The following is a 26,109-nucleotide window of genomic DNA, read 5'->3' on the forward strand; positions in this document are numbered from 1 at the left end:
TCAAAACAGAAAGAGAACAATGCCTGACAAACACATCAGAGATAGGAAATATGTCTCTGATGTATTTTTGCTCATCCTATGAGTCTATCACATACAGGGAGACGCATGCTGATAGCCTTCATCTTTGGATGAACATTTGTAATGAGATTCTATAAAATACGACTATTTTTATCTTTTATTAATAAAAGAAATAAGATTTAAGTGTTTCAAACTTATTAGTTTAGTATTTAATGAACAAAAATAACCATTGAATATATAACTGACAACCTTGAAAATCTCTTTCCATTTGCGCAGGTTGAAAATCCGTATATGCCAGATCATGCTATACACAATCACAGCACGCCAAATGCTTTAAACTACGTCTCAATACCTTATAACACTTTCGATTTGAGATTAGACTCACAGACACTCTTAAACAAGTCCTCATCTATTGTGTCCTCACCATTCCCAATAGATGACAAACATGTCTTGGAAATTTTTATCAACAATTTACAAGCCCACGATTTCTCAAATACAGATTTTGATATACATAACTTTTCATGCGGATATGCATTACATTGCAGAGGCAATCATGAACAAGGGATAATCTACGATATCATAGAGCCCAAAATCCTTGGTCGTGTCGCTTCATGCATAGTAGACCGCAATCTCTTAGAATACCCTTATACAGAGGCTCTCTTAGAAATAATCAAATCCTCTCTACTGCTTAGCAGCCAAAATGGCATACAGTTCCTAGTTACAGAAGCAAACGCCTTCCCACAAAATACCCTTGCCACCCAACCAGATTCTTATGATTTAGTACGCAACGTGTCTTTCCTAGGAAGAGCTCTCGATATTGTGACTCTAGATCCTGTGAACATTCTGAATAGCTTACGCGATGTAAACATCCTAGATTACTCTTTCACAGAAGAAACAGCCATCCCCAGTTCTGACGGGCGTTTAGGAATCCCTCCCGGGACTAAACTATTCCCTAAACCCTCCCTAGACGTATCCGTGAATACATCGATATTCGAAGAAACCTCATCATTTTCACAAGAATTTTCTACCACAGTAACTATTAACGTTCCTTATTCTTTACCGCGTGTATCTTGTAATTTAGAAAATTCTCATTTGTTCGATAAGAGTTTTGGATCCGCACAAACAGAAATTTTAGTAATTAAAAAACAGTTGTTTCCGAGTTATTCTCCTAAACTTTTAGACATCATCAAGAAATATAAACAAGATGCTAAAATACTTATTAATAAAATCACTTTTAAAAATTTATGGAGAAACCAAGCGAAAAGTCAAATTCTGACACAAGGAGATGTCCGTCTAGATCTCCAGGGGATGGATAGCGCAAACTTCAATTATCAAATTCAAGTGGGTGGTCATACCATAGCCGCCGTCTTAATTAGTAAACAAGTATCGGAAATTCGTATTACGTCAGAACAAACTTATGCTCTTAGAAAAATCAAATCAGGATTTCAAAAAAGCTTAGATGACTGTCATATTTACCAAATTAGTCTGAAAAGTCTTTCGAATCTACCTGATGACTTAGGCAGCACTAGCACTGACGACGACGACTTAGCACAAGATGTGGCTTTTTCAGCTAGCTTTACTTATGATTTTGTAAAGAAAAACACTCAGCATTCCAAAAACACGGTAACATGTACAACAGCTTCACATTCTCTATATACTCTGCAGCAAGATCGTGCTTCAGACCCCGAAAAACTGAAAATAGATGAAGAATTCCAGCAAATTATCACAACTCTTAATATACAAGATCCCAAACACTTAGAAGCTTTTATTTCAAACGTAGGCACTCATTATACGACTTCTGTGACATACGGAGGAGTAGGATTTCAAGTGCTCAAAATTAGTTTCGAACAAGTTGAAAAACTCGAACAAGAGAAAATATCACTATCGACAGCAGCAGCAAACTCGCTTTTAAAAGGTTCTGCTACAAATACAACAGAATCAGGATACTCTTCTCTTAATTCAACGAGCTCAGCGCAAACGGTATTTTTAGGTGGAACTGTCTTACCAACAATAGAAGAAGATCATTTAGATTTTAAGGATTGGTCAGAAAGCGTACCTCTAGACCCTATTCCCATACAAATTGCCGTTTCTCCTATAACGGATATCCTTATCCCTCAATATTTCCCAACAATGGATACGGCTACTCTCGGAGAAAAAAAACAAGCGTTGCAACAAGCAATTGATGTATATCTTAAAAAACACAAACCAAAAATGGAAGAAATCCATGAAGGATTTACTTCAGGAATTGAGTTACGTTCTTCTCGATTTATTTTGCGATCAGGAAATTCTTCTTCTATAGTCAGTGAGCCCTACCTAGGTTACTGGTCTACTCTCCCCTATCTTTTCCCACAAATAGAAGAAGAATCTGTTGCTGTGCCTTTCGTGTTGTATTTCCAAGTCGAAAATGATCGAATACAGCAAAAGATCGTTCATAATACTTTTTGTAATATAGGAGCTGTTGACGTTAGAAAAGGTTTGTACAGATCAGGGTTTGTCGATTATGCGTTTATTGCTTTTTACAGCAGCTATCCAGAAGCTTACTTGGATACCTCATACTATACAGATCGGTGTGGGTTTGAAATAGAGAAAGTCAATGTGACTAAAGACAACATCATCCGAGATGGAGACGAAGTACGACTCAAACACACGGCAAGTAACAAGTATTTATCGAATATTAGCATGCGGGATGGTCATAACACTTTAACTAGAACAGATAGTCCAAACGATGCGGTCTTTATCCTAGAAAAATCTAAACGTTAATTCGTTTTTTTCGGCATGTCATAATGCAGTTTATGACATGTCACCTCTCCATACTAAGATCTACTATTCATAAAATCAGTTGATCTCTAGTGCATTTAAGATGGGATTCTAGCATGCACTGGTAAGAGGTGTCATTAAAATATCTGTGTTGTCCGTCCAATTTTCCCAACCACGATACTTGAAATACAACGCAATCCGCGTGATGAGTTTAATAACCAAAGCTATAAGTGCCGGAATAACACATAAATATAGAAATAAAGTTTTTAATCTCTCTTGAAAGAATAACGGAATGTGTATGGGCACATAGACAAGTTGTCCTCGAGTATTCATCTTGTCAATATAGAGTACGAGAGTTGTGTCTCGAAATTGAAGTAATCGGTCTACTCTCTCAGCTACTGATTCTAAATACCCATTTCCCTTATGGAAGCTATCAAGTTCGTCGAGGAAGTCATGTAAAAAAATCAAAGATGAACATAAGTGAGAAAACATGAATACAGCCAGAAATAGGGGCTTAAAAAATTGAATATTCAGAAAAAAACCGCTTATGAATACATCGCAGAATAACAAGAAATTTGTAGCAAATGATGATATTTTTGTATTTATCAGAAACAGATCGGATAGCCCATGCAGCTATCTACAAAAGCTTTACCTAAGCAATTTTTAGGAAATAGCTTTCACAAACTCTCGTGAATGCTACTTAACTTTTCTCCTACCTAAACGATAGAACTCTAACAAGTATCCCAAGACCCGATTTAGAAGGAGTACTTTTGTACTCGCATCTGCAAATGAAGAAACTATCGCCTCGACATTCAGTTGTATGACTTCTTTAAGTGTGAGTGGTGAAGATTTCACATGACTTAACTCAGAATCTTCATCTGAAGGGAATCCAGATAAAAGTAGCATCGTATTTTGCAAAGAAGTCCCTCCCATTTGAGGATTGTCGGAACTCAATGTTACACTAAGCTTATGATGCCTAAATAAAGAAAAAAAAGGATGACCATCCAGGCTATTAATCATCGTTTTACCTATCTTTTTCAATCCTGAATACTGGTGCAATGAAGCTCCCAGTATAAGATTAATAGCGGGGGCCATGACAAGCGTGATATTCTTCTCTTGGATTTCATGAATAGTCGGTAAGTGTTCAATTGCCTGAAACCCGTGTGCTATTCTCTGTATAGGTAAAGCCTTCAAAGTTTGGCTTAAATATAAAAAGCCTGTCCCCTCTCCTGCATGAGCTTCACACCCGAATCCCCTGTCATATGCGTAACGATATCCTGGTGTTAATTTCATAGGTGCTGCCTGAGGGCAAGTTTCTGCTCCAGCAGATTGCAATCCAACAAAAAGATTAGGAAAATACGCTTCAGCCTCATCAAGCCATTGTGCAGCCTCTTCGGAGCGTTGTTGTGTAGATTGTTGTAGGTTGGAAGAATCTGTTTTATTAAAACAATTCAAAAAACGCAGGACAATCCCTTGACACTGGAAAAGATGTGCAGCCCTAGAAAAAAGATCATACAAGCGGAAACGAGCTTCTTGAGGCGCAAGTGAAGGATAAATAGCGTACGCTATGCGTATATTTTGTTGGACTTCAGTATAGATGATGTTATCTTTTATACATTGCTTTAAATAGTTTTGCAAAACTAGCCAAAGATCATTTTCATTCTGAATTCCTCCTGGAGGGTACCTGTGTCCCTGTACAGTAGCCATAATCCGATCAAAGCTCGAAAAATCTCGAGAAATCACAGCATATTTTAACACAGAAACATCAGGATCCTTCTCATAGCGGATACTCTCAAAATTCTTAAATATTTCAGAATAGTTCTTATGAGGGTTCTTACTAGATAAAGGAGAGAATGTCCATTCACCGTTCTTCCATTTTATAAGCCCATTTCTTACTCCTAACTCCCAAGCTGTTCGCGGTGAAATCGTCCCCGGAAGATGCACATGAATATCTGCTTTAGGTAGGTTCTTAATGAATTGACTTGTGCACAGAGTATCATCGAGCTCAGAGGATAGTTGAGACAACTGTTCGATAATAAAAAAAAGCTTATTATCAACCATATTCTTTGCTTTCTTAGATTTGAGTTTTATTCCCATTCAATAGTTGCTGGAGGTTTATCAGAAATATCATAAACAACTCTGCTAACTTCAGGGATTTCATTAATGATGCGAGACGAACACTGGTTAAGAAATTCTCTGGATAACTGAGACCAGCACGCTGTCATAAAATCATTAGACTCTACAGCACGTAAAACTATCGTGTAGCCGTAATGTCTACAGTCACCTTTGATAGCGACAGACTTCACAGGTAAAAAGACAGCAAATGCTTGGCTGACATCCTGGTATAAATCAGCTTTTTTTAGTTCTTCAATAAATATGCTATCCGCATTTCTTACGATTTCTACATACTCTTGACGAACTTCTCCAAGAACTCTGATTCCTAAACCTGGTCCTGGAAAAGGATGTCGGTTGATAAATACTTCCGGCAAACCTAAGGTCTTACCTAAAGCTCGAATTTCATCTTTAAAAAGAAAACGTAGAGGTTCTAAGAGCTTTAGATTTAACTTTTCTGGAAGCCCGCCGACATTATGATGAGACTTAATCACTTGCGTTGCGTCACAAGACTTCGCCGACTCAATTACATCAGAATAAATAGTCCCCTGAGCTAACCACTGAACATTAAGGTCTCTAGATATGTTATCAAAAACATCGACAAAAGCAGCTCCTATAACCTTACGTTTTAATTCAGGATCATATACTCCAGATAAATCTCGGAAAAATTTTTCAGAAGCATCTTCCACGATCACTTCTAGCCCTAAAGAAGCAAACAACTGTTTCACCTCTTGAGCTTCACCTTTTCTTAACAATCCTGTATCTACAAAGACACAAGACAAACGATCACCTAAAGCACGATGCAGTAAAACAGCTAAAACAGAAGAATCTACGCCTCCAGAAAGAGCTAGTAATACGCGTTCCGTTTCTCCGACTTTTTCTTGTATCTCTTTAATAAGTTGTTTCCCGATTTTTTGAGTTTCCCAGGTTTCTGGAGCTCGACAAATATGCCTCACAAAATTGGCTAAAATTTTATCACCTATCGAATGAGAATCTGAAACCTCAGGATGGAATTGGAGACCGAAAATCTTTTTTTGAGGGCATTCTATAGCAGCAACAGGACAGCGTTGAGAACTTGCTGTAATGGAGAAATCTTTAGGAGGCACAGTAACAGAATCACAATGACTCATACGAATTTCGGTCTGAAAGGAGTCCTTATCCACAAGACCTTGGAAAAGTTCACTAGGATAAAAAGTTATAGGGATATAACCAAATTCGTTGGCTCCTCTTTGCACCTCACTTCCAAAATCTCTTGCGATAAGTTGCATACCATAACACACACCAAGTATAGGAATATTCGCATTATAGATTTCTTGATCAACTTTTGGGCTATTTTCCTGGTAAACAGAGTGAGGCCCTCCAGAAAAAATCAAACCCGCAGGCTGCTTGTGAAGAATATCTTCCAAAGATGTATTCCAAGGAAGCACCTCACAAAACACCGAAAACGCACGTATCTTTTTTGCCAGAACATTGGTGTATTGCGAGCCAAAATCAAGAATGAGAATCTTACTCAAGATAGCAAAACCTCCTATTTAGAGATCTGGTAGTTCAGGGTGCCTTGAACGTATTGTAAATTATGAATATGACTTTCTGTTTTTCCTGAATGAGTGATACGAACAAATACCGCGTTTTTTTGTAATTCTTCTAAGTTACGCGCACCTAAATATCCCATACCTGACCGCAGACCACCTAAGATCTGATAAAGCACATCATCAAGCGAACCTTTGTACGGCACAAGTCCTTCAACCCCTTCGGGAACAAATTTTTTAGCATTACATTCTTGAAAATAACGCTCAGCACTTCCTTTTTCCATAGCACCCTGAGAACCCATTCCCCTATACATTTTGTACGCTTGACCATGAACATGAACTATATCTCCTGGGGTCTCGTTGGTACCTGCTAACATACTGCCAAGCATAACGCAATGCGCCCCAGCAGCAAGGGCTTTAACAATATCGCCAGAGTAACGCATGCCTCCATCAGCAATAATACGAACAGAAGAACCGCGCAAAGCCTCTACAACATCCATAATCGCTGTCAATTGAGGCACTCCCACACCCGAAACAATCCGTGTTGTGCATATAGATCCAGGTCCTATACCCACCTTAACAGCGTCTACACCAATTTCAGCTAAACACAGAGCTGCTTCCCTTGAGACAATGTTTCCTACTATGAGCGTCACTTCAGGATAGTTCTTTTTAAGATACTCGGCGGTATCCAGTACCAATCTAGAGTGTCCATGAGCAGTATCGACTACTAAAGCATCTACACCAGCTTCAACTAACATATCCGCTCTTTCCCAGCCTTGTTGACCGACACCTACAGCACAGCCAACTGCAAAAGAAGCATCTTGGGATTTTATTTGTTTCACAACACTCACTTGCTCATTCACAGTGAGATTTTTATGAACAACACCCAAACCTCCAGCTACTGCTATACCTCTAGCCATGGAGAATTCTGTAATAGAATCCATGGCAGCGGACAAAATAGGAATAGATAAAGGCAAAGACTTTGAAACAGAAGAAGACAAACACGTTTCTTGTGGAAGTACTTCAGAGTACTGAGGTTTTAACAAAACATCGTCAAAAGTCAGAGCTTCACGCATATAGTTCTCAAAGTGAAGATAATCAAGTTCGGTACGCAATTAAAGAACCCATGCTTCTCACTAAAAAAAAGGACAAACTGCCTAAAAACAAGAGTGAAAGCATTGTAGTTGGGGAGGATACTAGCACTTATCTACAATAATCTCAATGGATTATTGAAAAATTGAGTAAAAATTCACTCATAAGAAACGATGGATCCCAAACTGTGCGAAAATGCCAAAAAGATCAAATCAACTCAGACAATTTCGCTGAGCTCTAGTGTAGAAAACTCAGAAAATCACACAGAATAACTGAGAGCTTTTAAAAAGCTCTCAGAATACATTGAGATGACTGAACTTACAGTGCAACAGACAACACTAATAACGAATAGGAGCGTCTTTATATTCATCGTGAATTGTTTTTACCGATCGACCGTCAGCTAAAAAAGTTGTCTCCAAATAATCCTCAGCAAAGTGTTCTCCAAAACTCTCCCTCACATTATCGGATGTTATTCCCTCCCAGACCATGGAATAGTATCCCTTCACAGGAAGCACATGATGGGTACAAACTTGATCCCCAGCCATCCACGCATAAGCTATACTGTGCCTACAGCGCTCTGAAGAGACATAATCAGAAACAACAACGGGAACGCAATTATAAACTCCTTCACGACGACGACAGGCAACGAAATCATCTTCTCCAAGAGCTAGAATAATTCCATTGCAACGCTTCCCTGGAGCATACTTCAAATTCAGGGCACCATGATTCTCTTCACCATCCGCATCTGTTACTCTAGAGGACTTTCCAAAGAGACGAATATCCAAATTATATACTCTAACATAATTATGAAGCCAAACAGCATGTGGGTAGTATTCTTGAAGCGTATTTTTCGCTGAAATAGGGTTCATTAAACTTCCATACACCACGATAGGAATATAGGGAGTCGTTAATTGCATTTTTGTATGTATCTCCTTCCACATCCTTCGTGATTCATTATCTACTCTTTCGATAACCTTAGGATCTATGTTTTCTTTAGATAGATATTGAGAAGGTAGATAGGCAGCAGGATAGGATAGAAAATCAGAAATAGGTAATTGAATACAAAATACCTGTTCAAACGTGTCTGTGCTATTTTTTGAGGAAATAGATTGGGAACAACCAGTAAGAATGAGTAGAACACATCCCAATAAATATATCATTGATTTACGCATAGAATCCTCTTTGATAACGAGAAGAAGACAATTAATATAACCTGAGTATTCTTAGCTAACTGACTTCTGCAAAGGCTAATTTTTCATTAAGTTTTTCAACGTGAAGAACGTTGTATGTATTCTCACAGCTTGCAATATAGCAATTAAGCACCTGTCTCAAAGAAAGAGGATATATTTATAGAAATACAGCCTTAAATTCTAAACACGCATGAATTCGTCAATTGCAGTCATATTGTCGCCTGGAAATGGTACAACCAATAGGGAACCTAGATTCTCATTTAGATTTTTCTGAAATTTTTTCAAAAAAATCTGAGTAAAGATAATGAGTATCTCCATGAAATTAAATATCTTTTCTTAGCCTCTAGATTCAGCAGTGGTGTTTTCGGTTCTTAGAAAAGAAGATGACCCGTTGCGATTAAAAAAAATTTTATATATTGTGTTCAACCGAAACTCATGAACCAATTAGGGATTCGGCATGTCAAATCCAGTACCTACAAACAACAAAATACTTTCCTCATTCCCTTCAACTATAAGCCTTAGTGAGGCAAACAGGAACCCATCACAACGTTGCTCATCTCTTAGATTGTTTCTAGACACTATGTTAATAGTTTTAGGTTCTTCTACTATAATTGCCATCTTCGCTGCAATTTTTTTTCTTAATGGTCTGAACTTGCTCAACACAACAACAATTGTCTTATCTTCAGTTCTGATACTTATAGGCATCATATTTATCAGCGTAGGCGTTCTTTTCTTTGTAAATAATATCGAGGATGGACTCTCAGGCATCTTAAGAAAACGTTTAAAAGAAAGAGAATCTGAAATCACAGAACTACGAAACCAAATCCAGACGTATCAACTTAACCTAGGGTTTTCTGCTTCAGAATCCTCCTCAAATGTTATAGAACATTCCGAACCCATAGAAACGAGTTCTGAAGCGATTTGAGGAGTGCATTAAATGCGTTCTAAAATCATGGTGAAGGTGGATAAATGCCCCAGAAGGGTAAAAAACAAAAAGAAAAAAATCAATGATTTAGAACAAAACTCTTTTTGTTCTCACGATTAAAAATCCCTATGATATCACTATCTGAACGGTATTTTTTATTTTTATATAATATTTTTTTATCGCAAATAAAGTTGTAAGTTGTTAGGGTCTTTTGCTTTTGAACTAAATATAGCGAATGAGGAAAAGATATGAGAACGCAAAACTTCTTCCTATCGAAAATCAGATTACTGGGTGCTTTGTGTCTAGCTTCCCTTTCTGTTTTACTTACCGGATGTGATGCAAATGACGCATTTACTGCTGATAAATCTATAGTTCAAGAAGCTAAAAGTTCAGCTCCTATCTTCACAAACACCGAAGATGCAGGCAATATCTGGGATACGATCAAATCAGCCTGGAGCCTATCTGAACAGATGGACTGTGTTCCTATAGTCATTTACGATGATCTCATGAATCCTTCTATCTTCCAAAGCCAAGGACTATCCCTTTGGAATACCGCTGTAGATGTTGAGAAAACCCAACGCATTTTCAATTACGATTCACGTAAAGATAAAAAAGATCCGTCGAAAAACTATGCCGATCTTAATGCCACTGCCCTTGACTTACAAGATTCTAAAAACCAAGAAGACGTTCATGCATCTGCCATTTTATACGGCATAGGAAAAGAAACATTTGTTACTTTATGCAATCACTACCCTCAACACAGCTTAGTCCCTGTAATCGTATCCAAACAGCTCAACGACACTACTGTCTACAGCCTTGGATTTATGTTCTCAGTAACTGATCCTGCTTTACTCACTCCTCAAGATGTTCTACCTGAGCCAAAACGTTTTTCAGAAATTTGGAAAGCTATCAATTCTCAGGAAGTTATTGAACTCTATGGCGAGCAATTCCCAGCTGACTACATTAATACAACAGTATTTGCTAATGGACAGGCGATTAATTCTTTAATTCCACCAGCAAATGAATAAATTACAATGATAGGGATTGCATCCATTTGTTGAAAAACCTCGCTACTCGCGAGGTTTTATTTTATTGCTCCCCCCTTCGCAGCTTCCTTGCGATATCCGATATCTCAATTATTTCATACGAACTACCAAACTTAGGTCCTCAAACCTCAGACTTTGCACTCAAATCGCTTGAGTTATAGCAATTTATTTGTCAAATAAAAAATTGACATATAATAGAAATCCTCTCCTTTTCTTAGGTCCTGTAAAAATAAGGCTGGTTTGATTTCAATGATTTATGATAAAATACTTGCCCGTTAACAAAAAAATTTGGTGAAAGTGTTATGTTAATTAAAAGTTATGACACACCTGCAGACTTTATACAACAAACTGCAAACGCTCCCTACCTAATTAAAAGTGCTTTTGCTCGTAAAGGGTTAGATGGGCAAATTATGTATTCGCACGATATGCAATCTGTTAAAGAAGTCATGCTATCTTTACTCGTAAGCTCTGTACCTATTTTAGGAACAATCCGAGGCTTGGCACGTATGTACAGTCTCTGGTCAGTTAAAGACAGAAGCCAGGATTCAGTTCGAAGTTTGAGTCAACATTCTACGATCGCGATCTTTGAGATTTTAGGTCTGGCTCCTCTGTTACTCGCTCTACAGATCTCTTCAATGGTTTCAGCATCCATCTTAATACTTGCTATTCTGCTCCTTGTTGTTACTGTTGGTGGGATAGGATTCCTCGCTTATTACTCCATTACAAAACTTATTGGGTGTATCAACAAATCTTGTTGTTCTAGATAAATCTAAATGAATGGGAGAGTGTTGTATTCCCTTGATGAGATATAGAATACCTCCTATTCTGCGATTTAGTAGAAACTCTACTCCAGAATTTACCCGAAGCATATGTTATACAAGTAACAACATCACCTTGCGAAAAGATTTAAAAGTCGATTCCTTCAATCTCTCTATAATTTACCTTCCAAAAACCAGGTCTTCCTCTTCTAGAAATAAAAAAAATATTAATATTTTACTATGTTTTAACAACTTATGCTTTAGTTCTTTAATTCATATTACTTTAGGATAAGAATATGTTTGTAACCTATCCAACACATGCATCTTTTATCGAGGGAACGCGTAATCATCCGCACCTACTTAAAAGTGCCTATGTACGAACACAAACCCCTTCATCTGCTCAGATCTCAGAACCTACAGGAGTTTCCTCGCATTTAGAATGCTGGGTACTCATCGATAAAGAAAACCTTAAATCCACCATATTAAATTCTATTCCCATTCTAGGCACGATCCGAGGCTTAGCACGTCTTTATAGTATCTACTCCGTTAAAGATAGAAGCTGCGATGCAACAGCCAACACCGTTATGCATACAACAACAGGAATTCTAGAAACTCTAGGATTGGGAATTTTTATTCTCTTGGCTAAAATTGTTGCCTTCATTTTGTTGCAAATCGTCTACTTTGTAGGTGTGAAAACAGGATTAATCCGAGATCAAAATACACAACAGTAATCCTACTTAGACTGGTCTACCAGAAGATGGCTTACCTAATATCCAATTCTAATTTTTCTTTGAAACCTTCGACCGCTTTCTCTGAACTTTCAAGCAAAATAGATACAAATTAAGCTCCTTTTTCTATACTTGTAAGTCGTTTTCTGGTCAGATTTCCTCCTTACTTGTACTTTCTATGAGTCTTTGACCTATAAACTTTACTAAATCCAAGGAGATGCTGTTGTGCATAATGAAATGATCTTCATAGCACAAACCGTTTTCATTGTGCTTGCGGGTATATTTTTTTCTTCTAAAAGTACTGGCTGGTTAACAGGCTGGTTGGCTACCCTATCAGTGATTATGAACGTTTTTGTATTAAAACAAATCGTTCTATGTGGCCTAGAAATTACCTCAGCAGATGTTTACATGATTGGCATCTTGTCTTGTTTAAATTTCTCCAGAGAAGTTTACGGACAAAGTAAAGTAAATGAAGCTATGACCGGCTCATGGGTAATCACTATCGCCTTTCTGCTTTTAACCCAGTTACACCTCGCTCTTAAGCCCTCTCCTAACGATACGACCCAAAACCATTTTATAGCACTTTTCTCACCCACGCTACGATTAACCCTAGCTTCTTTAGTGACTGTAATCCTCGTACAAATTATAGATCTTAAACTCTTCTCCTACCTAAAAACCTTGTTCAAAGATAAAGCATTCGGAACCAGATCAGCCATATCTTTAGTTTCTTCTCAAATCATTGACACCTTGCTATTTTCTTTTCTAGGCCTCTACGGAATCGTAGCGAATCTCACTCATGTAATTCTATTTTCTTTAATTACCAAAATCTGTGTCATCGCAATGTCTGTCCCCGTTGTTGTCTTGGGCAAACATCTCAAAAAGCGCAACGCCACCTAAAATGGTAATATAAAAATTCTTCTGTACAGGAGAAGTTTGGCCATTTCAAAAGGCTTCCTACCCACTGGATAAATTCTATTTACAGGAAAATATCCTCCCTATAGGCTTATTCTACTGTTTTCGAATGAGATGGAAGCAGAGATCTTTTCTTAGGGCAGTAGTTTCGGGTTCCTATCGTGGCATTAAAATTTCATGTCCTCCATCAATCTAAAAAATCACGAGCACGTGTAGGCAGAATAGAAACTGCTCATGGAACTATAGATACCCCAGCTTTTGTTCCTGTAGCGACAAATGGCGCCCTGAAAGGTGTTGTAGACCACAGCAATATCCAGTTAATGTTTTGCAATACCTACCACCTTCTGGTCCACCCCGGCATAGAAGCTATCGCCGCTATGGGAGGCCTGCATAAATTTATTCATAGAAATGCCCCCATCATCACAGATTCCGGAGGATTTCAAATCTTTAGCCTTGCTTATGGCTCCGTTGCCGAAGAAATCAAAAGCTGCGGGAAAAAAAAGGGCTCGTCATCCATCTTAGAAGTCACTGATGAGGGAGTTTGGTTTAAGTCCTACCGAGATGGCAGCAAGCTCTTCTTATCCCCAGAGGTTTCTGTACAAGCACAAAAAGACCTGGGTGCCGACATTATCATTCCTCTAGATGAGCTTTTACCCTTTCACTCCGATACAACATATTTCCTATCATCATGTGCACGCACCTACGTATGGGAAAAACGCTCCTTAGATTACCATAAAAAAGACCCTAGACATCAATCTATGTATGGTGTGATTCACGGAGGTATAGATCCCCAACAAAGAAAAATTGGCTGTAAATTTGTTGAAGATCATCCTTTTGACGGATTTGCCATTGGAGGAAGCTTAGGAAGAAACCTCAACGAAATGGTCCCTACTGTTGATATAACAACTTCTTACTTATCTAAAGACCGTCCCGTACATCTCTTAGGTATAGGAGACCTTCCCTCTATACAGGCAACTATTGGTTTTGGTATAGATTCTTTCGATAGTTCCTATCCAACTAAAGCCGCACGACACGGATTAATCCTATCTTCTCAAGGCCCGATCAAAATCGCCAACCAGGCTTATACTAACGATCTCTCCCCCATAGATCCAGAGTGCACATGCCTAACATGTACCTCCAAGATCTCTAGAGCCTATCTACGACACCTTTTCAAAGTTCATGAGCCTAATGCAGGAATTTGGGCATCCATCCACAATCTTCACTACATGCAAGAATTTATGAAAAATATCCGCAAACAAATTTTAAATGACGAGATTTAGTTTTTCTTTTCAGATTATTTTACTTAACTCGAAGTATTTAAGATTATTTAAATGAAAATAAATAAGAGAAATTTGCTTTTTATTTAAAATCGTCTTAAATTGCTTTACTTAGTTTTATCAACATGAAATCACCCAAAAACTCCATAAGAATCCTTTTCCTCAATTAACACCAGAAACAAAGTAAACGATTCTATTCTTAACAATGGCTGTGATCTTCTCATACATATGGAGTGTTTTTTCTATAAATATAACAACAATGCGGATTTCTTTTATGATAACCAGAATGCTCACTGGTTACTTAAAGATGGCTTTATCAGATCAGAAACCCAGTTGTATCCCTATACTATGGATTGGGAAATTGACATCACTAACGCTGATGAAATTAAAGAACTCCTCATTAGGTGCGCCCCTATCATAGGGAATATCCTAGGCTTTGGGAAACTGTATAGCCTCTGGTCTACCAAAGACCCCGAAGATCGATGCAAAGACATCCTATTTCACACTCTCTCAGGAGTATTAGAAACGTTAGGACTCGGTGTAATAGCTCTAATATTAAAAATAGCTTTGACGATGGCTTTCTACTTCTTAGAATTTCTCGGATTCCTACTCCATAGACTAGCTTCTTTCGTTCTTCCTCATAGCCAATCCCCAGACAGATTTTCCTTCTTTTAAACGTCTAACTCATCATATTTACCCTAAACCGATAACTATGCACTAGTTACATAAAGATAGGCAAATACACAACAAACACAGTACATTTATCAAGATTATTTCATGTTTATTATTGAAATAATTTATAAATAGAAATAAGCTGCTTCCCTCTCAATATCCAATAGTAAAAATCTAGCAATGTTTGCTAACAAAACTGCCCGGATATTCTTTGTTTTGGCATTCTAAACCTTCGTATATTTCAGGTTTTTCTTGCAGCCGCAATCAAGCCTGTCGTCTATTTCCTTATAAAAAATACAAGACATAAGAGAGCATGCTGGAATCACAATCCTCATCTTCATTCCTCAAGACCAGCCTTTTTCTATATACTGATAAATACAAATACTAAGGAAATTGTAACTCATGTTCATAAATAGATATCACGATAATACAGAATTTAATCAAGCCACGCAAAACTACCCCAAACTGTTTAGACTTGGATTTGTCCGTGATCAATTTGGTTTAAAATATTGGGCTATTGAATGGATATTTTCTGATGAAATAGACGATTTAGATGCAGATGGCTTGATTATTCAAGTGCTACGAGCTTTACCCATTGTAGGCGCAATTATGGGAATCGGGAAAATCTACAGTGTGTGGTCTACAGATACTTTTGAAGATAACCGCAGAGATAAGATTATCTTCACACTCACGGCAATAATCGAAATTTGCGGTTTAGGAATCCTTACTCTAATTCTGAAGATCATTTACAACGCTATAGCGAATCTCCTCATCATCTGCCTACCCCCTCTGATTCATAGAAGAGATGGAAATGCTGCGGAAAACTTCAGAGAATATCTTTTTAGCAAACTGAACTGCGGACAATAAAACACTAAAAAACAAAAACTTAAAATAATGGAAAAACACTAAACCGTTATTAATTAAATACTTGCGGTTAATAATTGTATTTAAAATTGAAACAATCTCAATCTAATAGTAGGATATTCCACATTCATTATTTAAAAGTGAAAATATAGTTATGTTTATTAATAAATATCCTAATAATCAAGATTTCTTAAATGCAACAAGAGAACATTGCTCGCTATTCCGTTCCGGATTTGTCCGCAATTTTATTGGCATCAAACCTATAGTACAAGAATGGCGTCTTTCAATACACGCGGGCGTTCTTTCCACAAGCAATGTCCTAGAAATTAAAAAAGCTCTACCCATTCTCGGAACAATTATGGGACTAGGAAGGCTGTATAGCGTATGGTCAACGAAAGATCATATAGTCGATAAAAAGGAACTCCTGTTGCATACCCTAACAGGGATGATAGAAATCTTAGGGTTAGGGATTGTTCTTCTCATTGCGAAGATACTATGTGCTATAATCAATATATTATGGAAGAAACTGAGTCTCTGCTGCTGCAAAAATCACTATCAGGAGATAAGCAGTCCACTAATTCCAACAATTTCTGGGGATTTGGATGATCACCAACCTGAAAGCACATTAGATTTATCCACCATACATCCAGAACAATTTAAGAACGCATTTTCTACTGACGTACAAGGCGATCCTTCTAAAGGAGAAGCAGTAACTGTATCGCTCACTGTAGATCCACAAACAATAGATAACATGATACAAGTCACAACCCAATTATTATCAAATATTGGGAATCTACACGAGGATGACGAAGAAGGTATGCAAAGAAGTATCTCTCAGTTCAGGAATATAGTAGGTCAAGGCATGCTACAGAGCCAAATGAGTAGAGTACAAACTACTTTACAAGAACTACCTTCTTGCGAAGAGGACGTAGTGAATGCAGAAATACAATAAGTAAATGCAATGTAATCAACTTCGAGTAACGCAATACATTAGTCTAAGTTTTATACTCTTCTCTGTATTATCCTGATGAAATACAAAATATAAGAGAAGAGACTCTTCTGATACTCCCGTCTCGTTCACTATCTCTTTTTACTTCCTGATAAAATCAATAAGCAAGAAATAGCACAAAACGCTAATGCCGATGCCATAGGAATAGTAATAAATCCAAAAATAAATAGCTTAGTTGAGCAAGATACCCGACCGCAAATATCTATGGTCATTCCGGCAATTTCTTGTAGGCAAATCTGATAAACAGCGATGATCATACCGACAATAGACAAAGGTAAAGCATACATCTTTACTAAACTATCTTCACGATACGTTGCTATTCCCAAGATAACCGATAAAGGAAATAGGCAAATCCTTTGATAATAGCATAAAACACACGGCTCTATATTTAATAAGTAACTGTAGTAAATACTCATTAACGTTCCCGTGCAACAAATTAACCACGCAAAATATAAAGCATAATTACGAAGGAATCTAATCATTGTTTTCCTCCGCAGCTTGTAAATAGCGGATTTGTCGAATCACACGCTCTAGTTCCTCAAATGTAGGATCCTCGATAAGATAATCTCCAACAACAGCTGTCGGTGTGGCTAACTGCCCTCCAAGAACCTGAGAGCCATAAATGTTATTTTTTTTAATTTGCTCTTCATAACGTTGAGAATCGATACATTGCATCAACCCCTTGGGGTTAATGCTACGGCCAGAATGCGTTTTCAAATTCTCAGTCAGCTTAGTTAATACTTGAGGAGTTGCCCAATTCTTACCCTCCTCTTTAGGGTAAACAAGCAGTCGGTGAAAATACTCCACATAAGCTTCTATATCTGGCTCACGGGGATCATGATGATACACACAAAGTAAGGCTTGAGCCGCAGGCATCGAACCTCGAATAAAACATACAGGGATTAAGGTAAACGATACCTCACCTGTATCAATATACTTCTTTTTTAATAAGGGGAAAACTTCAGTGCTAAATTCTGCACACGCCAAACATGAAGGCTCTTCAAATACTGTGATATTAATTGGTGCGTAACGATTGCCAAGAGTTGGGAAATGTTTGGCATTTGTAGGGATATGAGCTTTCGGAGGTAATATCGTCTGCTTTTTATAAATCATTAATCCAAAGCATAGTACGAAAAAAGCGCTGGTAACTATGACTAATATCTTTTTATTCAATGACTGTTCTCTTATCTTATATGGCCCACACAGAACTCAGAAATAAAATAAAAAAATAAAAATTGAAAACTATTTTTTATGCAAAGAAGTCTAGCTCTCTCTTTGATTCTCTTATTTCTATATTGAGATATGTCCACATCGATAAAAAACCTTTTAGTTTTATCATTCTCATTCTATTTAGAAAGAAAAATCACAATATTTTTCCTTGTATGGATAAAGAAACCCTAGAAAACATTTATAAGCACTTCCGTTATCGTTTTTTTAAATTAAGTATTCTCCCCGCATTTTTAGGATTATTGCTTATATGCACTCCTAATACACTGAACTATCAAGCTCCTAGTGTTATCCTTTCCGATAGGATCTGTGGCAGCCTGCTCATTCTCTTAGCATGCATTTCTTTCTATAAACGCTCTGTGCTTTGGTTTGGCGTATTTGTAGGCATTTGGGTCTCTCTTTTTCCCTGTTTTCCAGAACGCTCTTCTATCGTATTTGCAAACGATACTCTGATAGGCTTTGCTATCTTTGCTGTTGTCTGCATTCCTCCTACACGTCCGGAAGCTTTGGAAGTCGGGCCAACTCTACCTGAAGGGATTTCCTATAACCCATCTTCTGGAGGACGTCGCGCTGCTGTTTTGATATTAAGTTTATTAGCCTGGCTACAGTCGCGGTATTTAACAGCATCTGCCTTAGGAATATCCTCAAGTAGTTTTGAGCACGACTTCTTTGTCTATGCCATGATGATGACCGCATATTCTTTACTTGTTGTACTCTCTCTATCCGGAGGAGAGCGTCGTTGGCATACGCGCCCTAAAGTCGTCATAGCAACAGCCATTACCCTCCTATCCACCATCATTCTCACTTTCATTCCTATTGTAACTCAACAACTCACTCTAGATTGCTGGTTATCCTTATTTCTAACCTTACAACCAGCTTTGGCGTTTGTTTTTGCTTACGATGAATTCAGAGCAACATTTAACTATCTCGCACGATTCCTCGATAAAAAACGCGAGCTCATTCGTATATCTCTCTTTGGATCAGAATACTACAGGGATTCCCTATTTTGGGAAGAACGCACCGTATTGCCCTTTATAAAAGCATGCAAGCAAGCTTTTCAGGGAATTTCCTTTCCTATCCATCTTCTGATTACTATTTGCGTAACCATAGGATTTATCAAAATGAGCGATGAGCTCGCCATCACAGACACATTGAAAAACTACACCAATATCTGCTGCTGGTTCATTATTGTGCTCTCCACTCTATCTTTTGCTGATAGTCTTCGGTACTTGCGCTGGCTCTGTGTGATTTTCTCAGCAGCGATCTTACTCTCTCCTGTTTTCTTTCATATTCCCCTACATGCCCCTATCTTGATTCCTACCATAATCACAGGAATCGCTTTGATCTTTTTATCAGTAGGGAAAATAATACAGAAAAAGTAAGACGAGAGTCTTTGATTATATGAGTAAAGAAGGCACTCCTGAAGATGCTTCTTCTTGTCTTTGCTCTGCAGCTCGCGCTTCTTCTTCGGCCTCTAAGCGATCGCGTTTTTCTTTGTCATGCTCGCTTGCATAAATATCCTCTTGAGCTCGGTCTATCCCCTCAGAAATAAGGGAATCATGTAAAGAAGATTGCAAAGAATCTCGCTCAGGAATCACCTTCGTAGTCTGAAATAACGTTACAAAAGAAAACCTCGGTGTATATTCCGACAACAAAACTTGAGATTCTATGAACTCAGCTACATCTTTTTTGGTGATCTTCCCTGTCTGACTATTACAGTAATTTAAAATCTGTAAGTAATTACTCTCCGCCAATTGTTTATGCTTACTTAAAGCTTCCTTATGATGCTGAAAAGCATACAGAATTAAAGGAACAGAAATAAGCACGAATAAAAGAACCCCAGGAAGAAGAAAGGGCAAAAAGATATCAGAAACAAAAACCAATCCTAGAAGAGGATACCCCAACAAACAAGATCCTATCAATAAAAGCACCAGAGAAACAACAAGGGCAATTGCAGAGATAAATACAAGAGGAGTTCCCTTGCACCGATGTGTGTGAATATCGCCGTAAAGAGAAAGCTTTTGTTCTGAAGAGAGTAGAGTATAACCTAACTCAGGTGCAGGTAAATTCGATAACGGTAATGTCACGTTGAAAGACACTCCCGGATATCCTCTATAAGCAGATGGACATTACTGGTAGAACGCGTTAAATCGTTAAAGAACACAGGAACAAGACCATGATTTTTAAGCACATAAAATGCATCACCAAGGAAAGCCACATCACGAAAATCATGCGTAACAAGAATCACAGTTTTATAGTCTTTTCTTGCCAACCTTAAAATATATTTATACAACTGTTCTTTCGTCGTAATGTCCAAAGAAGAAAATGGTTCATCTAAAAGTAATATTGGCTTTGGAGATAAGCATTGACAAGCTAAAGAGACTCTCTGTTTTTGACCCTCAGAAAGTTCATCAGGATAACAATCTAATAAATCACCTAAATTGAAGCTTTCGACTACCTCAAGCAACTTTTCAGAGGATATACGGAAACGCTTATGTTTCCCTCCTAATTCCGAGTTTAGGTGTATATTTTTCAATACAGTCCGCCACGGAAGCAACGTATGTTTTTGCTGCATATAAGCAACATCTGTTTGTTGCACAGGTTCCCCTAACCAGAGAATTTCCCCTTCGGCTGGGGATAAGAAATTCGCTATTAAACGAAATAAGGTAGTTTTCCCAGTCCCAGACACCCCTAAAATAATGGTAATCTTTCCTGGATGAGATACAAAAGAAGTGTTTCGAAATATTAACTTGTCAGAATAAGAATAGCTAAGACTTTTGACTTCTAACATATAGAAACCACAGAGTTTAAAGTGAAGTCAGCTTGCGGTTACCAAGACTTGAACTTGGGACCTCGACATTATCAGTGTCGCGCTCTAACCAACTGAGCTATAACCGCGAGTTTGGAGACTAGGAGAGTCGAACTCCTGACCTTCTGAATGCAAATCAGACGCTCTACCAACTAAGCTAAGTCCCCGTCTATTCTTCTCTTATTGTGATCAAAAAAGAAAAAGTTATCTTAATAACTAAGAGATTTAACCTCAACCAAAGAATTAAGAAAAAAACGAATTAATGGGTTAAACAGATTTCTTGGAGCACACTTTTCAATAGAGAATCCGTGTAAAACTTACTAGTTTCACTTTGTAATTTTAGCCAGGCTTCATTACTTGACGACTCTAAAGGATGAGGTATAAGAATATTTACTCCTAAACAAGGAATGCCAAATTCATAACATACCTGAGCAACGGCTCCTCCTGCACTATCAAAACCTTGAATTTCGGAATGAATTTGTTGAAGCGATAGAAAATAATTCTTAGACATGGAGAAAGCCTCTCCAGTAGCTATAATGCCTTCGGTAAGACCATGTTCTGTAGATGTTGTAGGTTTTAGATAGCCATAGGTTTTTAGTAAACGCTCGATAGAATCTTTATGCATAGCAATAAACTGTCTTCCCCCAATCTTGGCAGCCTCCCTATACGCTTCGCTAGTCGCAAAAATACTCTGATGGATGTTTGGAATTTCAAATCTCTTGAAAAAGGGGCGTACATCAGAATCATAGTTAACATAACCATGAGAAATCAGAACATTCCCAAAACGCCCCGTTTCTGAGCGTGAGTAACATGTCCCTATAATCAAGATAAGATCGACTCTATGCTTGAGAATCATATTACAGCTAATAACAGCAGCAGAAACTTTATTTGGCCAAAAAGAAGACATTACTAAATACTTCCCGAAATAATCTCCAGAATAGTACGTTCTCCTCCCCTCTACTGTCTTCTTGCTATTCGCAAACCAAGGAATAGGACACGCGGAATCTGAAGATTCTGAAACTTCGGGAAGAGCAAAGATAATGCCTATACGAGATAAAGGAGCGTGTTTCTCACTAAAAATATCTATAGGAGCTGATTCTAAAGAGATAAAGGAGCAACAAAAAACGGCAGCTAGAACAACGCGAAGAACCATAAAAATTCCACTTATAGAATTCTGGCTCCTTATAGAAAAACATGATGTTTAAGAGAATGAAAAAGCTAAAGTGAAGATAGCTCTTTCGACTCTAGAGGTAGCGAAAAACTAGACTCGAAAGAGCTGATCTTCTATGAATCTTTATTCATCACAGAGAACATCACGCGTTTTTCACAGTCTAACTTTCTTTTTTAAATCTAAATTTCTTGCCTCACGCACTTTCGTAATCTTAAACGATTTTGTGAACGTTTCGTATTCTTTGTCTAAAGCTTTAGAATTCTTATTTTTATAAACCATGAAGACCTGATATAGAGTGTGATTTACAGAAATCAACATGCCTCTGAAATAAATGTCTTCACAAGATATCCAAAATTCTAACGCTTTATGCCCCTGTATCTCTTTTGCCTGCATAAATAGGACTTGTGATTCTGGAAGAGCCTGAAGCATTCCAGCAAACCCTTCTTGAAGATTTAATTCCGGACGGCTCACATCCACCTTCTCAGGGTACTCCCATACAGACACAACATAAACCGTGTTATCCGATTGTGTTTCTGTAACGTATGTATCATAGCGTATAGTCAGTTCTGATTGGGGAATCTCTATGACCTGTCCTGAATGTTCTGGATCTCCAGGAAACTCCGCAGAAAAGCCACAACTTTTCGTATAATCATACCGTTTCCATGGTAGACTATCTTTGATCTTAGAAACGCGTACGTCACCGTCTTGCATCTCCTTAGCAGAGAACCAACTCTTCATTTTAGAGAGAAAACCCGTCTTAGATTCTCCAGCAACTAATGAAGCTGGATATAGAGCTTGTAGAGATATTAATACGGTTAATAAAAACTTACTGACTTTTGAAAGCATAATAAAAATAAAATACGTTTATTAATTTAATAATATAACTTCCGACACTTTTATTAATAACAAAATACAAAAAATCAAAATCATCAAAAATCTTGTGTTTTATAAAACTCATGATAATAATCCTGACTGTAAAAAATCTTGGATACTAAGGAGTTGCTGCGGATTATGGAAGAGCAAACGTTTATCAGTAAGAAGGTTGGAGTTTTACCAGCGAGATGGGGCAGTGTCAGATTTCCTGGGAAGCCTTTAGCCATGATCCTAGGAAAATCCTTAATTCAAAGAACTTATGAAAATATCATTCAAAGCGAAACACTAGATAAAGTAGTTGTAGCTACTGATGATCAACGCATTATGGATCACGTGATAGATTTTGGTGGCGAGTGTGTTATGACCAGTCCAGAGTGCGCCAATGGTACTGAACGGATGGCGGAAACCGTATCGCGTTATTTCCCTGAAGCTGAGATCATGGTGAATATCCAGGGGGATGAGCCCTGTTTACGCCATACCGTTGTAGATGCTCTTGTGAGAAAACTCGAAGAGAATCCAGAAATTCATATGGTGACTCCTGTTGCTCAAACCACAGATCCTCATGAAATCTTAACAAATCAAAAAGTAAAATGTGTTTTCGATAAAAATGGAAAGGCTTTATATTTCAGCAGAAGCGCTATTCCACACATTTTAAAAAAAGAGACACCGATTTATCTACATATTGGCGTGTATGCATATAGAAGATCTGCTTTGTTCAGTTACATTGCTTCCGCTCCTTCTCCTCTAAGCCAAGCTGAAGATCTTGAGCAACTACGTGTATTAGAACACGGTGGATCCATTCATGTATGTGTAGTGGAAGCTAAGAGCCCTTCAGTCGATTATCCAGAAGATATAAATAAGGTGGAAGAATACTTAACATGCCATTCAAGTGCATCTTTTTAACAGGAGGGGTTGTATCCTCCTTAGGCAAGGGATTAACTGCTGCCTCGCTTGCTCTACTACTAGAGCGACAAGGCCTTAAAGTTGCGATGTTAAAACTGGATCCTTATCTTAACGTTGATCCGGGAACCATGAATCCTTATGAACATGGTGAGGTTTACGTTACCAATGATGGAATAGAGACGGATCTAGACCTTGGTCACTATCATCGCTTTTCTTCAGTAAACCTATCTAGGCATTCTACGGCGACTTCCGGGCAAATCTATGCCCGAGTCATTAAAAAAGAACGCGATGGAGTGTATCTAGGAAGTACTGTTCAAGTCATCCCGCATATCACTAATGAAATCATCGAAGTTATCTTAGAATGTGCTAGGGAAAATCATCCTGATGTATTAATCGTAGAAATCGGTGGTACTGTTGGAGATATAGAATCCCTACCTTTTTTAGAAGCTATCCGACAATTCCGTTATGAGCATGCTGAGGACTGCTTCAGTATTCACATGACCTATGTGCCTTATTTACAAGCTGCAGGAGAGGTAAAAACAAAACCTACTCAGCACTCTGTTCAGAGTTTGCGAAGCATTGGCATTATCCCCGATGCGATTCTCTGCAGATCCGAGGCTCCCTTAAGCTCGGAAGTAAAAAAGAAAATCAGCCTATTTTGCAATGTTCCTAGCACTGCGGTGTTTAACGTTGTCGATGTAGAACATTCGATATACGAAATGCCCTTAATGTTATCTCAAGAAAAGATTTCTACGTTTATCACCGAGAAATTAGGCCTATTTACTAAAAAAGAAGATCTAAGTGATTGGGAAATGCTAATCGAGCGTTTGCGCAATCCTCTTCCTAATAAGATACGCTTAGGTTTAGTAGGTAAATACGTACAACATAAAGATGCGTATAAATCCGTTTTTGAGTCCATTACTCACGCCGCTTTAAGCTTGAATTGCTCAGTAGAGTTATTCCCTTTAGATTCTGATGATCCTCATTTCCTGGAAACCTTAGAACTATGCGATGGTTGCCTGGTCCCTGGAGGTTTTGGGTCTCGTGGTTGGGAAGGGAAAATTCTTGCAGCCAAGCTCTGTAGAGAAAGAGGGATCCCTTATTTTGGAATCTGTTTGGGGATGCAGGTTCTTGTTGTTGAATATGCCCGTCATCTCCTCAATCTAGAACAAGCAAACTCTACAGAAATGGACAAAGATACACCTGATCCCGTTATCTGTATGTTGGATGGACAAGCTTCATTAATTGCTACAGGTGGCACGATGCGTCTTGGAGCCTATCCTTGCGTATTATCACCAGGAAGTAAAGTATACACGATGTACGGGAAACCTGAAATTATGGAACGCCATCGACATCGCTATGAAGTGAATTTAAACTACGTACAACAATTAAAAGATCACGGATTAGACATTGTGGGTATGTGCCCAGAACAAAAACTTTGCGAAATCGTAGAAATCAAAGATCATCCTTGGATGATAGGAGTACAATTCCACCCAGAATTCCTTTCGAAGTTGGTAACTCCTCACCCACTCTTTGTAGGATTTATCGAGGCAGCACTTCTTCACTCTAGGAATAAAACCTATGTCTAATCCTCAGGCAGCCAAAGTTTTCCTAGGTGTAGATTACGGAGAGAAGCGGATAGGTCTAGCCTACGCGTCATCTCCCCTGTGCATTAGTTTACCTATAGGGTTCATAGCCACAGGAAAAACGCTAGAAGCCACAGCAAAGCTTCTTGTTGGAATTATTCAAGAACGCAATGTGTCCACTGTAGTTTTAGGGAACCCTATCCCCATGCAAAAAGGACAAAAATCTGCCCTACAAGAAGATATACTCAAGCTGTCCTCTCTACTTCAAGAGTTCTGCCCTGTTGAAGTGATCCTTTGGGATGAAAGGCTATCCTCAGCAGAAGCAGAACGGATGCTAAAAGGAGACTGCGGACTCAGTAGGAAAAAGAGAAAAGGAAAAACGGATAGTATCGCTGCAAACCTGATTCTTACCAGCTTCTTGGAAAGTTCTCCTCACCTACTCTCTTAAATCTATTTGAAGCGATTGATTCCTCGACAACAACGAAAAAATCTTATCTATTCATTAATTCTCATTTCATCTTTTTTTCTCATATAAATTATTTAAATTCAGGGATCAATAAAATTACTTTGAACAAAAAACTAAAAAATCTTAACCTCCTATGTTGAAAGTTCCGCAATCCACTTATCCTTCTGAAAGATTTTTAATAAAAT

25 protein-coding genes and 2 tRNA genes are annotated in these 26,109 nt (G+C 38.1%); 14 read left to right on the plus strand and 13 right to left on the minus strand.

Translation table 11 applies throughout. From position 1 onward, the window contains the following. The first annotated feature begins 309 nt into the window (after nucleotides 1-309). The gene (locus G5O_RS07990; RefSeq protein ID WP_013462681.1) at nucleotides 310-2,778 is read left to right on the plus strand and encodes an MAC/perforin domain-containing protein; all 2,469 of its coding nucleotides are present in this window, start codon (nucleotides 310-312) and stop codon (nucleotides 2,776-2,778) included. A gap of 108 nt (nucleotides 2,779-2,886) precedes the next feature. On the opposite strand, the gene G5O_RS07995 is transcribed toward G5O_RS07990, so the two are convergent. The 5 genes from G5O_RS07995 to G5O_RS08015 form a co-directional block, all read right to left on the minus strand. Next, the gene (locus tag G5O_RS07995) at nucleotides 2,887-3,267 is read right to left on the minus strand and encodes a hypothetical protein (RefSeq protein ID WP_006343241.1); all 381 of its coding nucleotides are present in this window, start codon (nucleotides 3,265-3,267) and stop codon (nucleotides 2,887-2,889) included. A gap of 204 nt (nucleotides 3,268-3,471) precedes the next feature. Next, the gene (locus tag G5O_RS08000) at nucleotides 3,472-4,836 is read right to left on the minus strand and encodes an amidohydrolase family protein (RefSeq protein ID WP_006343242.1); all 1,365 of its coding nucleotides are present in this window, start codon (nucleotides 4,834-4,836) and stop codon (nucleotides 3,472-3,474) included. A 26-nt stretch (nucleotides 4,837-4,862) separates the two neighbouring features. Next, nucleotides 4,863-6,401, minus strand: a complete 1,539-nt coding sequence (gene guaA / locus G5O_RS08005) for a glutamine-hydrolyzing GMP synthase (RefSeq protein ID WP_006343243.1) — start codon at nucleotides 6,399-6,401, stop codon at nucleotides 4,863-4,865. A gap of 14 nt (nucleotides 6,402-6,415) precedes the next feature. Then, the gene (gene guaB, locus G5O_RS08010; RefSeq protein ID WP_006343244.1) at nucleotides 6,416-7,492 is read right to left on the minus strand and encodes an IMP dehydrogenase; all 1,077 of its coding nucleotides are present in this window, start codon (nucleotides 7,490-7,492) and stop codon (nucleotides 6,416-6,418) included. Between the two features lie 354 nt (nucleotides 7,493-7,846). Then, nucleotides 7,847-8,680, minus strand: a complete 834-nt coding sequence (locus tag G5O_RS08015; protein WP_006343245.1) for a gamma-glutamylcyclotransferase family protein — start codon at nucleotides 8,678-8,680, stop codon at nucleotides 7,847-7,849. A 475-nt stretch (nucleotides 8,681-9,155) separates the two neighbouring features. On the opposite strand from G5O_RS08015, the gene G5O_RS08020 reads away from it, so the two are divergent. The 9 genes from G5O_RS08020 (at nucleotide 9,156) to G5O_RS08060 (ending at nucleotide 16,832) form a co-directional block, all read left to right on the plus strand. Further along, a complete protein-coding gene (locus G5O_RS08020; RefSeq protein WP_013462683.1) occupies nucleotides 9,156-9,623 on the plus strand; it encodes a membrane protein in 468 nt (155 codons plus the stop codon). A 248-nt stretch (nucleotides 9,624-9,871) separates the two neighbouring features. Next, nucleotides 9,872-10,651: a hypothetical protein gene (locus G5O_RS08025; RefSeq protein WP_006343247.1), complete on the plus strand. Its 780-nt coding sequence runs from the start codon at nucleotides 9,872-9,874 to the stop codon at nucleotides 10,649-10,651. A 320-nt stretch (nucleotides 10,652-10,971) separates the two neighbouring features. Beyond that, nucleotides 10,972-11,436: a hypothetical protein gene (locus G5O_RS08030; protein ID WP_006343248.1), complete on the plus strand. Its 465-nt coding sequence runs from the start codon at nucleotides 10,972-10,974 to the stop codon at nucleotides 11,434-11,436. 287 nt (nucleotides 11,437-11,723) lie between these two features. Next, nucleotides 11,724-12,158 carry a hypothetical protein gene (locus G5O_RS08035; RefSeq protein ID WP_006343250.1) on the plus strand — a complete coding sequence of 145 codons (435 nt, stop codon included), beginning with the start codon at nucleotides 11,724-11,726 and terminating at the stop codon, nucleotides 12,156-12,158. Between the two features lie 222 nt (nucleotides 12,159-12,380). Beyond that, nucleotides 12,381-13,052 (plus strand): queuosine precursor transporter, encoded by a 672-nt coding sequence (locus tag G5O_RS08040; RefSeq protein WP_006343251.1) that lies wholly within the window; start codon nucleotides 12,381-12,383, stop codon nucleotides 13,050-13,052. A gap of 176 nt (nucleotides 13,053-13,228) precedes the next feature. Beyond that, nucleotides 13,229-14,347, plus strand: coding sequence for a tRNA guanosine(34) transglycosylase Tgt (gene tgt / locus G5O_RS08045; protein ID WP_006343252.1), 1,119 nt, complete (start codon nucleotides 13,229-13,231; stop codon nucleotides 14,345-14,347). A 225-nt stretch (nucleotides 14,348-14,572) separates the two neighbouring features. Continuing rightward, complete coding sequence (locus tag G5O_RS08050) at nucleotides 14,573-15,019, plus strand: hypothetical protein (protein ID WP_006343253.1); 447 nt, start codon at nucleotides 14,573-14,575, stop codon at nucleotides 15,017-15,019. Nucleotides 15,020-15,418: 399 nt separating this feature from the next. Next, on the plus strand, nucleotides 15,419-15,883 hold the full coding sequence (locus tag G5O_RS08055; protein ID WP_006343254.1) for a hypothetical protein: 465 nt from the start codon (nucleotides 15,419-15,421) through the stop codon (nucleotides 15,881-15,883). A gap of 151 nt (nucleotides 15,884-16,034) precedes the next feature. Next, nucleotides 16,035-16,832: a hypothetical protein gene (locus tag G5O_RS08060; protein ID WP_006343255.1), complete on the plus strand. Its 798-nt coding sequence runs from the start codon at nucleotides 16,035-16,037 to the stop codon at nucleotides 16,830-16,832. 128 nt (nucleotides 16,833-16,960) lie between these two features. Here G5O_RS08060 and G5O_RS08065 read toward each other — a convergent pair whose 3' ends face one another. Beyond that, entirely contained in the window at nucleotides 16,961-17,371 is a 411-nt protein-coding gene (locus tag G5O_RS08065; RefSeq protein WP_013462684.1) for a disulfide formation protein, read from the minus strand. Continuing rightward, nucleotides 17,364-18,002, minus strand: a complete 639-nt coding sequence (locus tag G5O_RS08070; RefSeq protein ID WP_013747373.1) for a DsbA family protein — start codon at nucleotides 18,000-18,002, stop codon at nucleotides 17,364-17,366. Before G5O_RS08070 ends, G5O_RS08065 begins: the two co-directional genes overlap by 8 nt. Nucleotides 18,003-18,271: 269 nt before the next feature. Here G5O_RS08070 and G5O_RS08075 point away from each other — a divergent pair, with 269 nt between their 5' ends. Then, nucleotides 18,272-19,498: an SPW repeat domain-containing protein gene (locus G5O_RS08075; RefSeq protein WP_006343258.1), complete on the plus strand. Its 1,227-nt coding sequence runs from the start codon at nucleotides 18,272-18,274 to the stop codon at nucleotides 19,496-19,498. 15 nt (nucleotides 19,499-19,513) lie between these two features. Here the strand turns inward: G5O_RS08075 and G5O_RS08080 are convergent, their stop codons facing one another. The 6 genes from G5O_RS08080 to G5O_RS08105 all read right to left on the minus strand — a co-directional run bounded on the left by G5O_RS08080 (nucleotide 19,514) and on the right by G5O_RS08105 (nucleotide 22,942). Then, on the minus strand, nucleotides 19,514-20,215 hold the full coding sequence (locus G5O_RS08080) for a hypothetical protein (RefSeq protein ID WP_006343259.1): 702 nt from the start codon (nucleotides 20,213-20,215) through the stop codon (nucleotides 19,514-19,516). Further along, the gene (locus G5O_RS08085) at nucleotides 20,200-20,907 is read right to left on the minus strand and encodes an ABC transporter ATP-binding protein (protein ID WP_006343260.1); all 708 of its coding nucleotides are present in this window, start codon (nucleotides 20,905-20,907) and stop codon (nucleotides 20,200-20,202) included. Before G5O_RS08085 ends, G5O_RS08080 begins: the two co-directional genes overlap by 16 nt. Before the next feature lie 33 nt (nucleotides 20,908-20,940). After that, a tRNA-Ile gene (locus tag G5O_RS08090) sits at nucleotides 20,941-21,014 on the minus strand. Nucleotides 21,015-21,019: 5 nt separating this feature from the next. Then, nucleotides 21,020-21,092, minus strand: a tRNA-Ala gene (locus G5O_RS08095). 92 nt (nucleotides 21,093-21,184) lie between these two features. After that, complete coding sequence (locus G5O_RS08100; RefSeq protein ID WP_006343261.1) at nucleotides 21,185-22,078, minus strand: 5'-methylthioadenosine/S-adenosylhomocysteine nucleosidase family protein; 894 nt, start codon at nucleotides 22,076-22,078, stop codon at nucleotides 21,185-21,187. A 171-nt stretch (nucleotides 22,079-22,249) separates the two neighbouring features. After that, nucleotides 22,250-22,942 (minus strand): hypothetical protein, encoded by a 693-nt coding sequence (locus G5O_RS08105; RefSeq protein ID WP_006343262.1) that lies wholly within the window; start codon nucleotides 22,940-22,942, stop codon nucleotides 22,250-22,252. 165 nt (nucleotides 22,943-23,107) lie between these two features. On the opposite strand from G5O_RS08105, the gene kdsB reads away from it, so the two are divergent. From kdsB to ruvX, 3 genes are read left to right on the plus strand one after another with little or no spacing between them, the layout of a single operon-like run. After that, nucleotides 23,108-23,872 (plus strand): 3-deoxy-manno-octulosonate cytidylyltransferase, encoded by a 765-nt coding sequence (kdsB, locus tag G5O_RS08110; protein WP_006343263.1) that lies wholly within the window; start codon nucleotides 23,108-23,110, stop codon nucleotides 23,870-23,872. Beyond that, the gene (locus tag G5O_RS08115; protein ID WP_013747374.1) at nucleotides 23,848-25,461 is read left to right on the plus strand and encodes a CTP synthase; all 1,614 of its coding nucleotides are present in this window, start codon (nucleotides 23,848-23,850) and stop codon (nucleotides 25,459-25,461) included. Before kdsB ends, G5O_RS08115 begins: the two co-directional genes overlap by 25 nt. Beyond that, entirely contained in the window at nucleotides 25,454-25,906 is a 453-nt protein-coding gene (ruvX, locus tag G5O_RS08120; RefSeq protein WP_006343265.1) for a Holliday junction resolvase RuvX, read from the plus strand. Before G5O_RS08115 ends, ruvX begins: the two co-directional genes overlap by 8 nt. Nucleotides 25,907-26,109: the final 203 nt, after the last annotated feature.

This window comes from Chlamydia psittaci 6BC (genome assembly GCF_000204255.1).
GTDB lineage: Bacteria > Chlamydiota > Chlamydiia > Chlamydiales > Chlamydiaceae > Chlamydia > Chlamydia psittaci.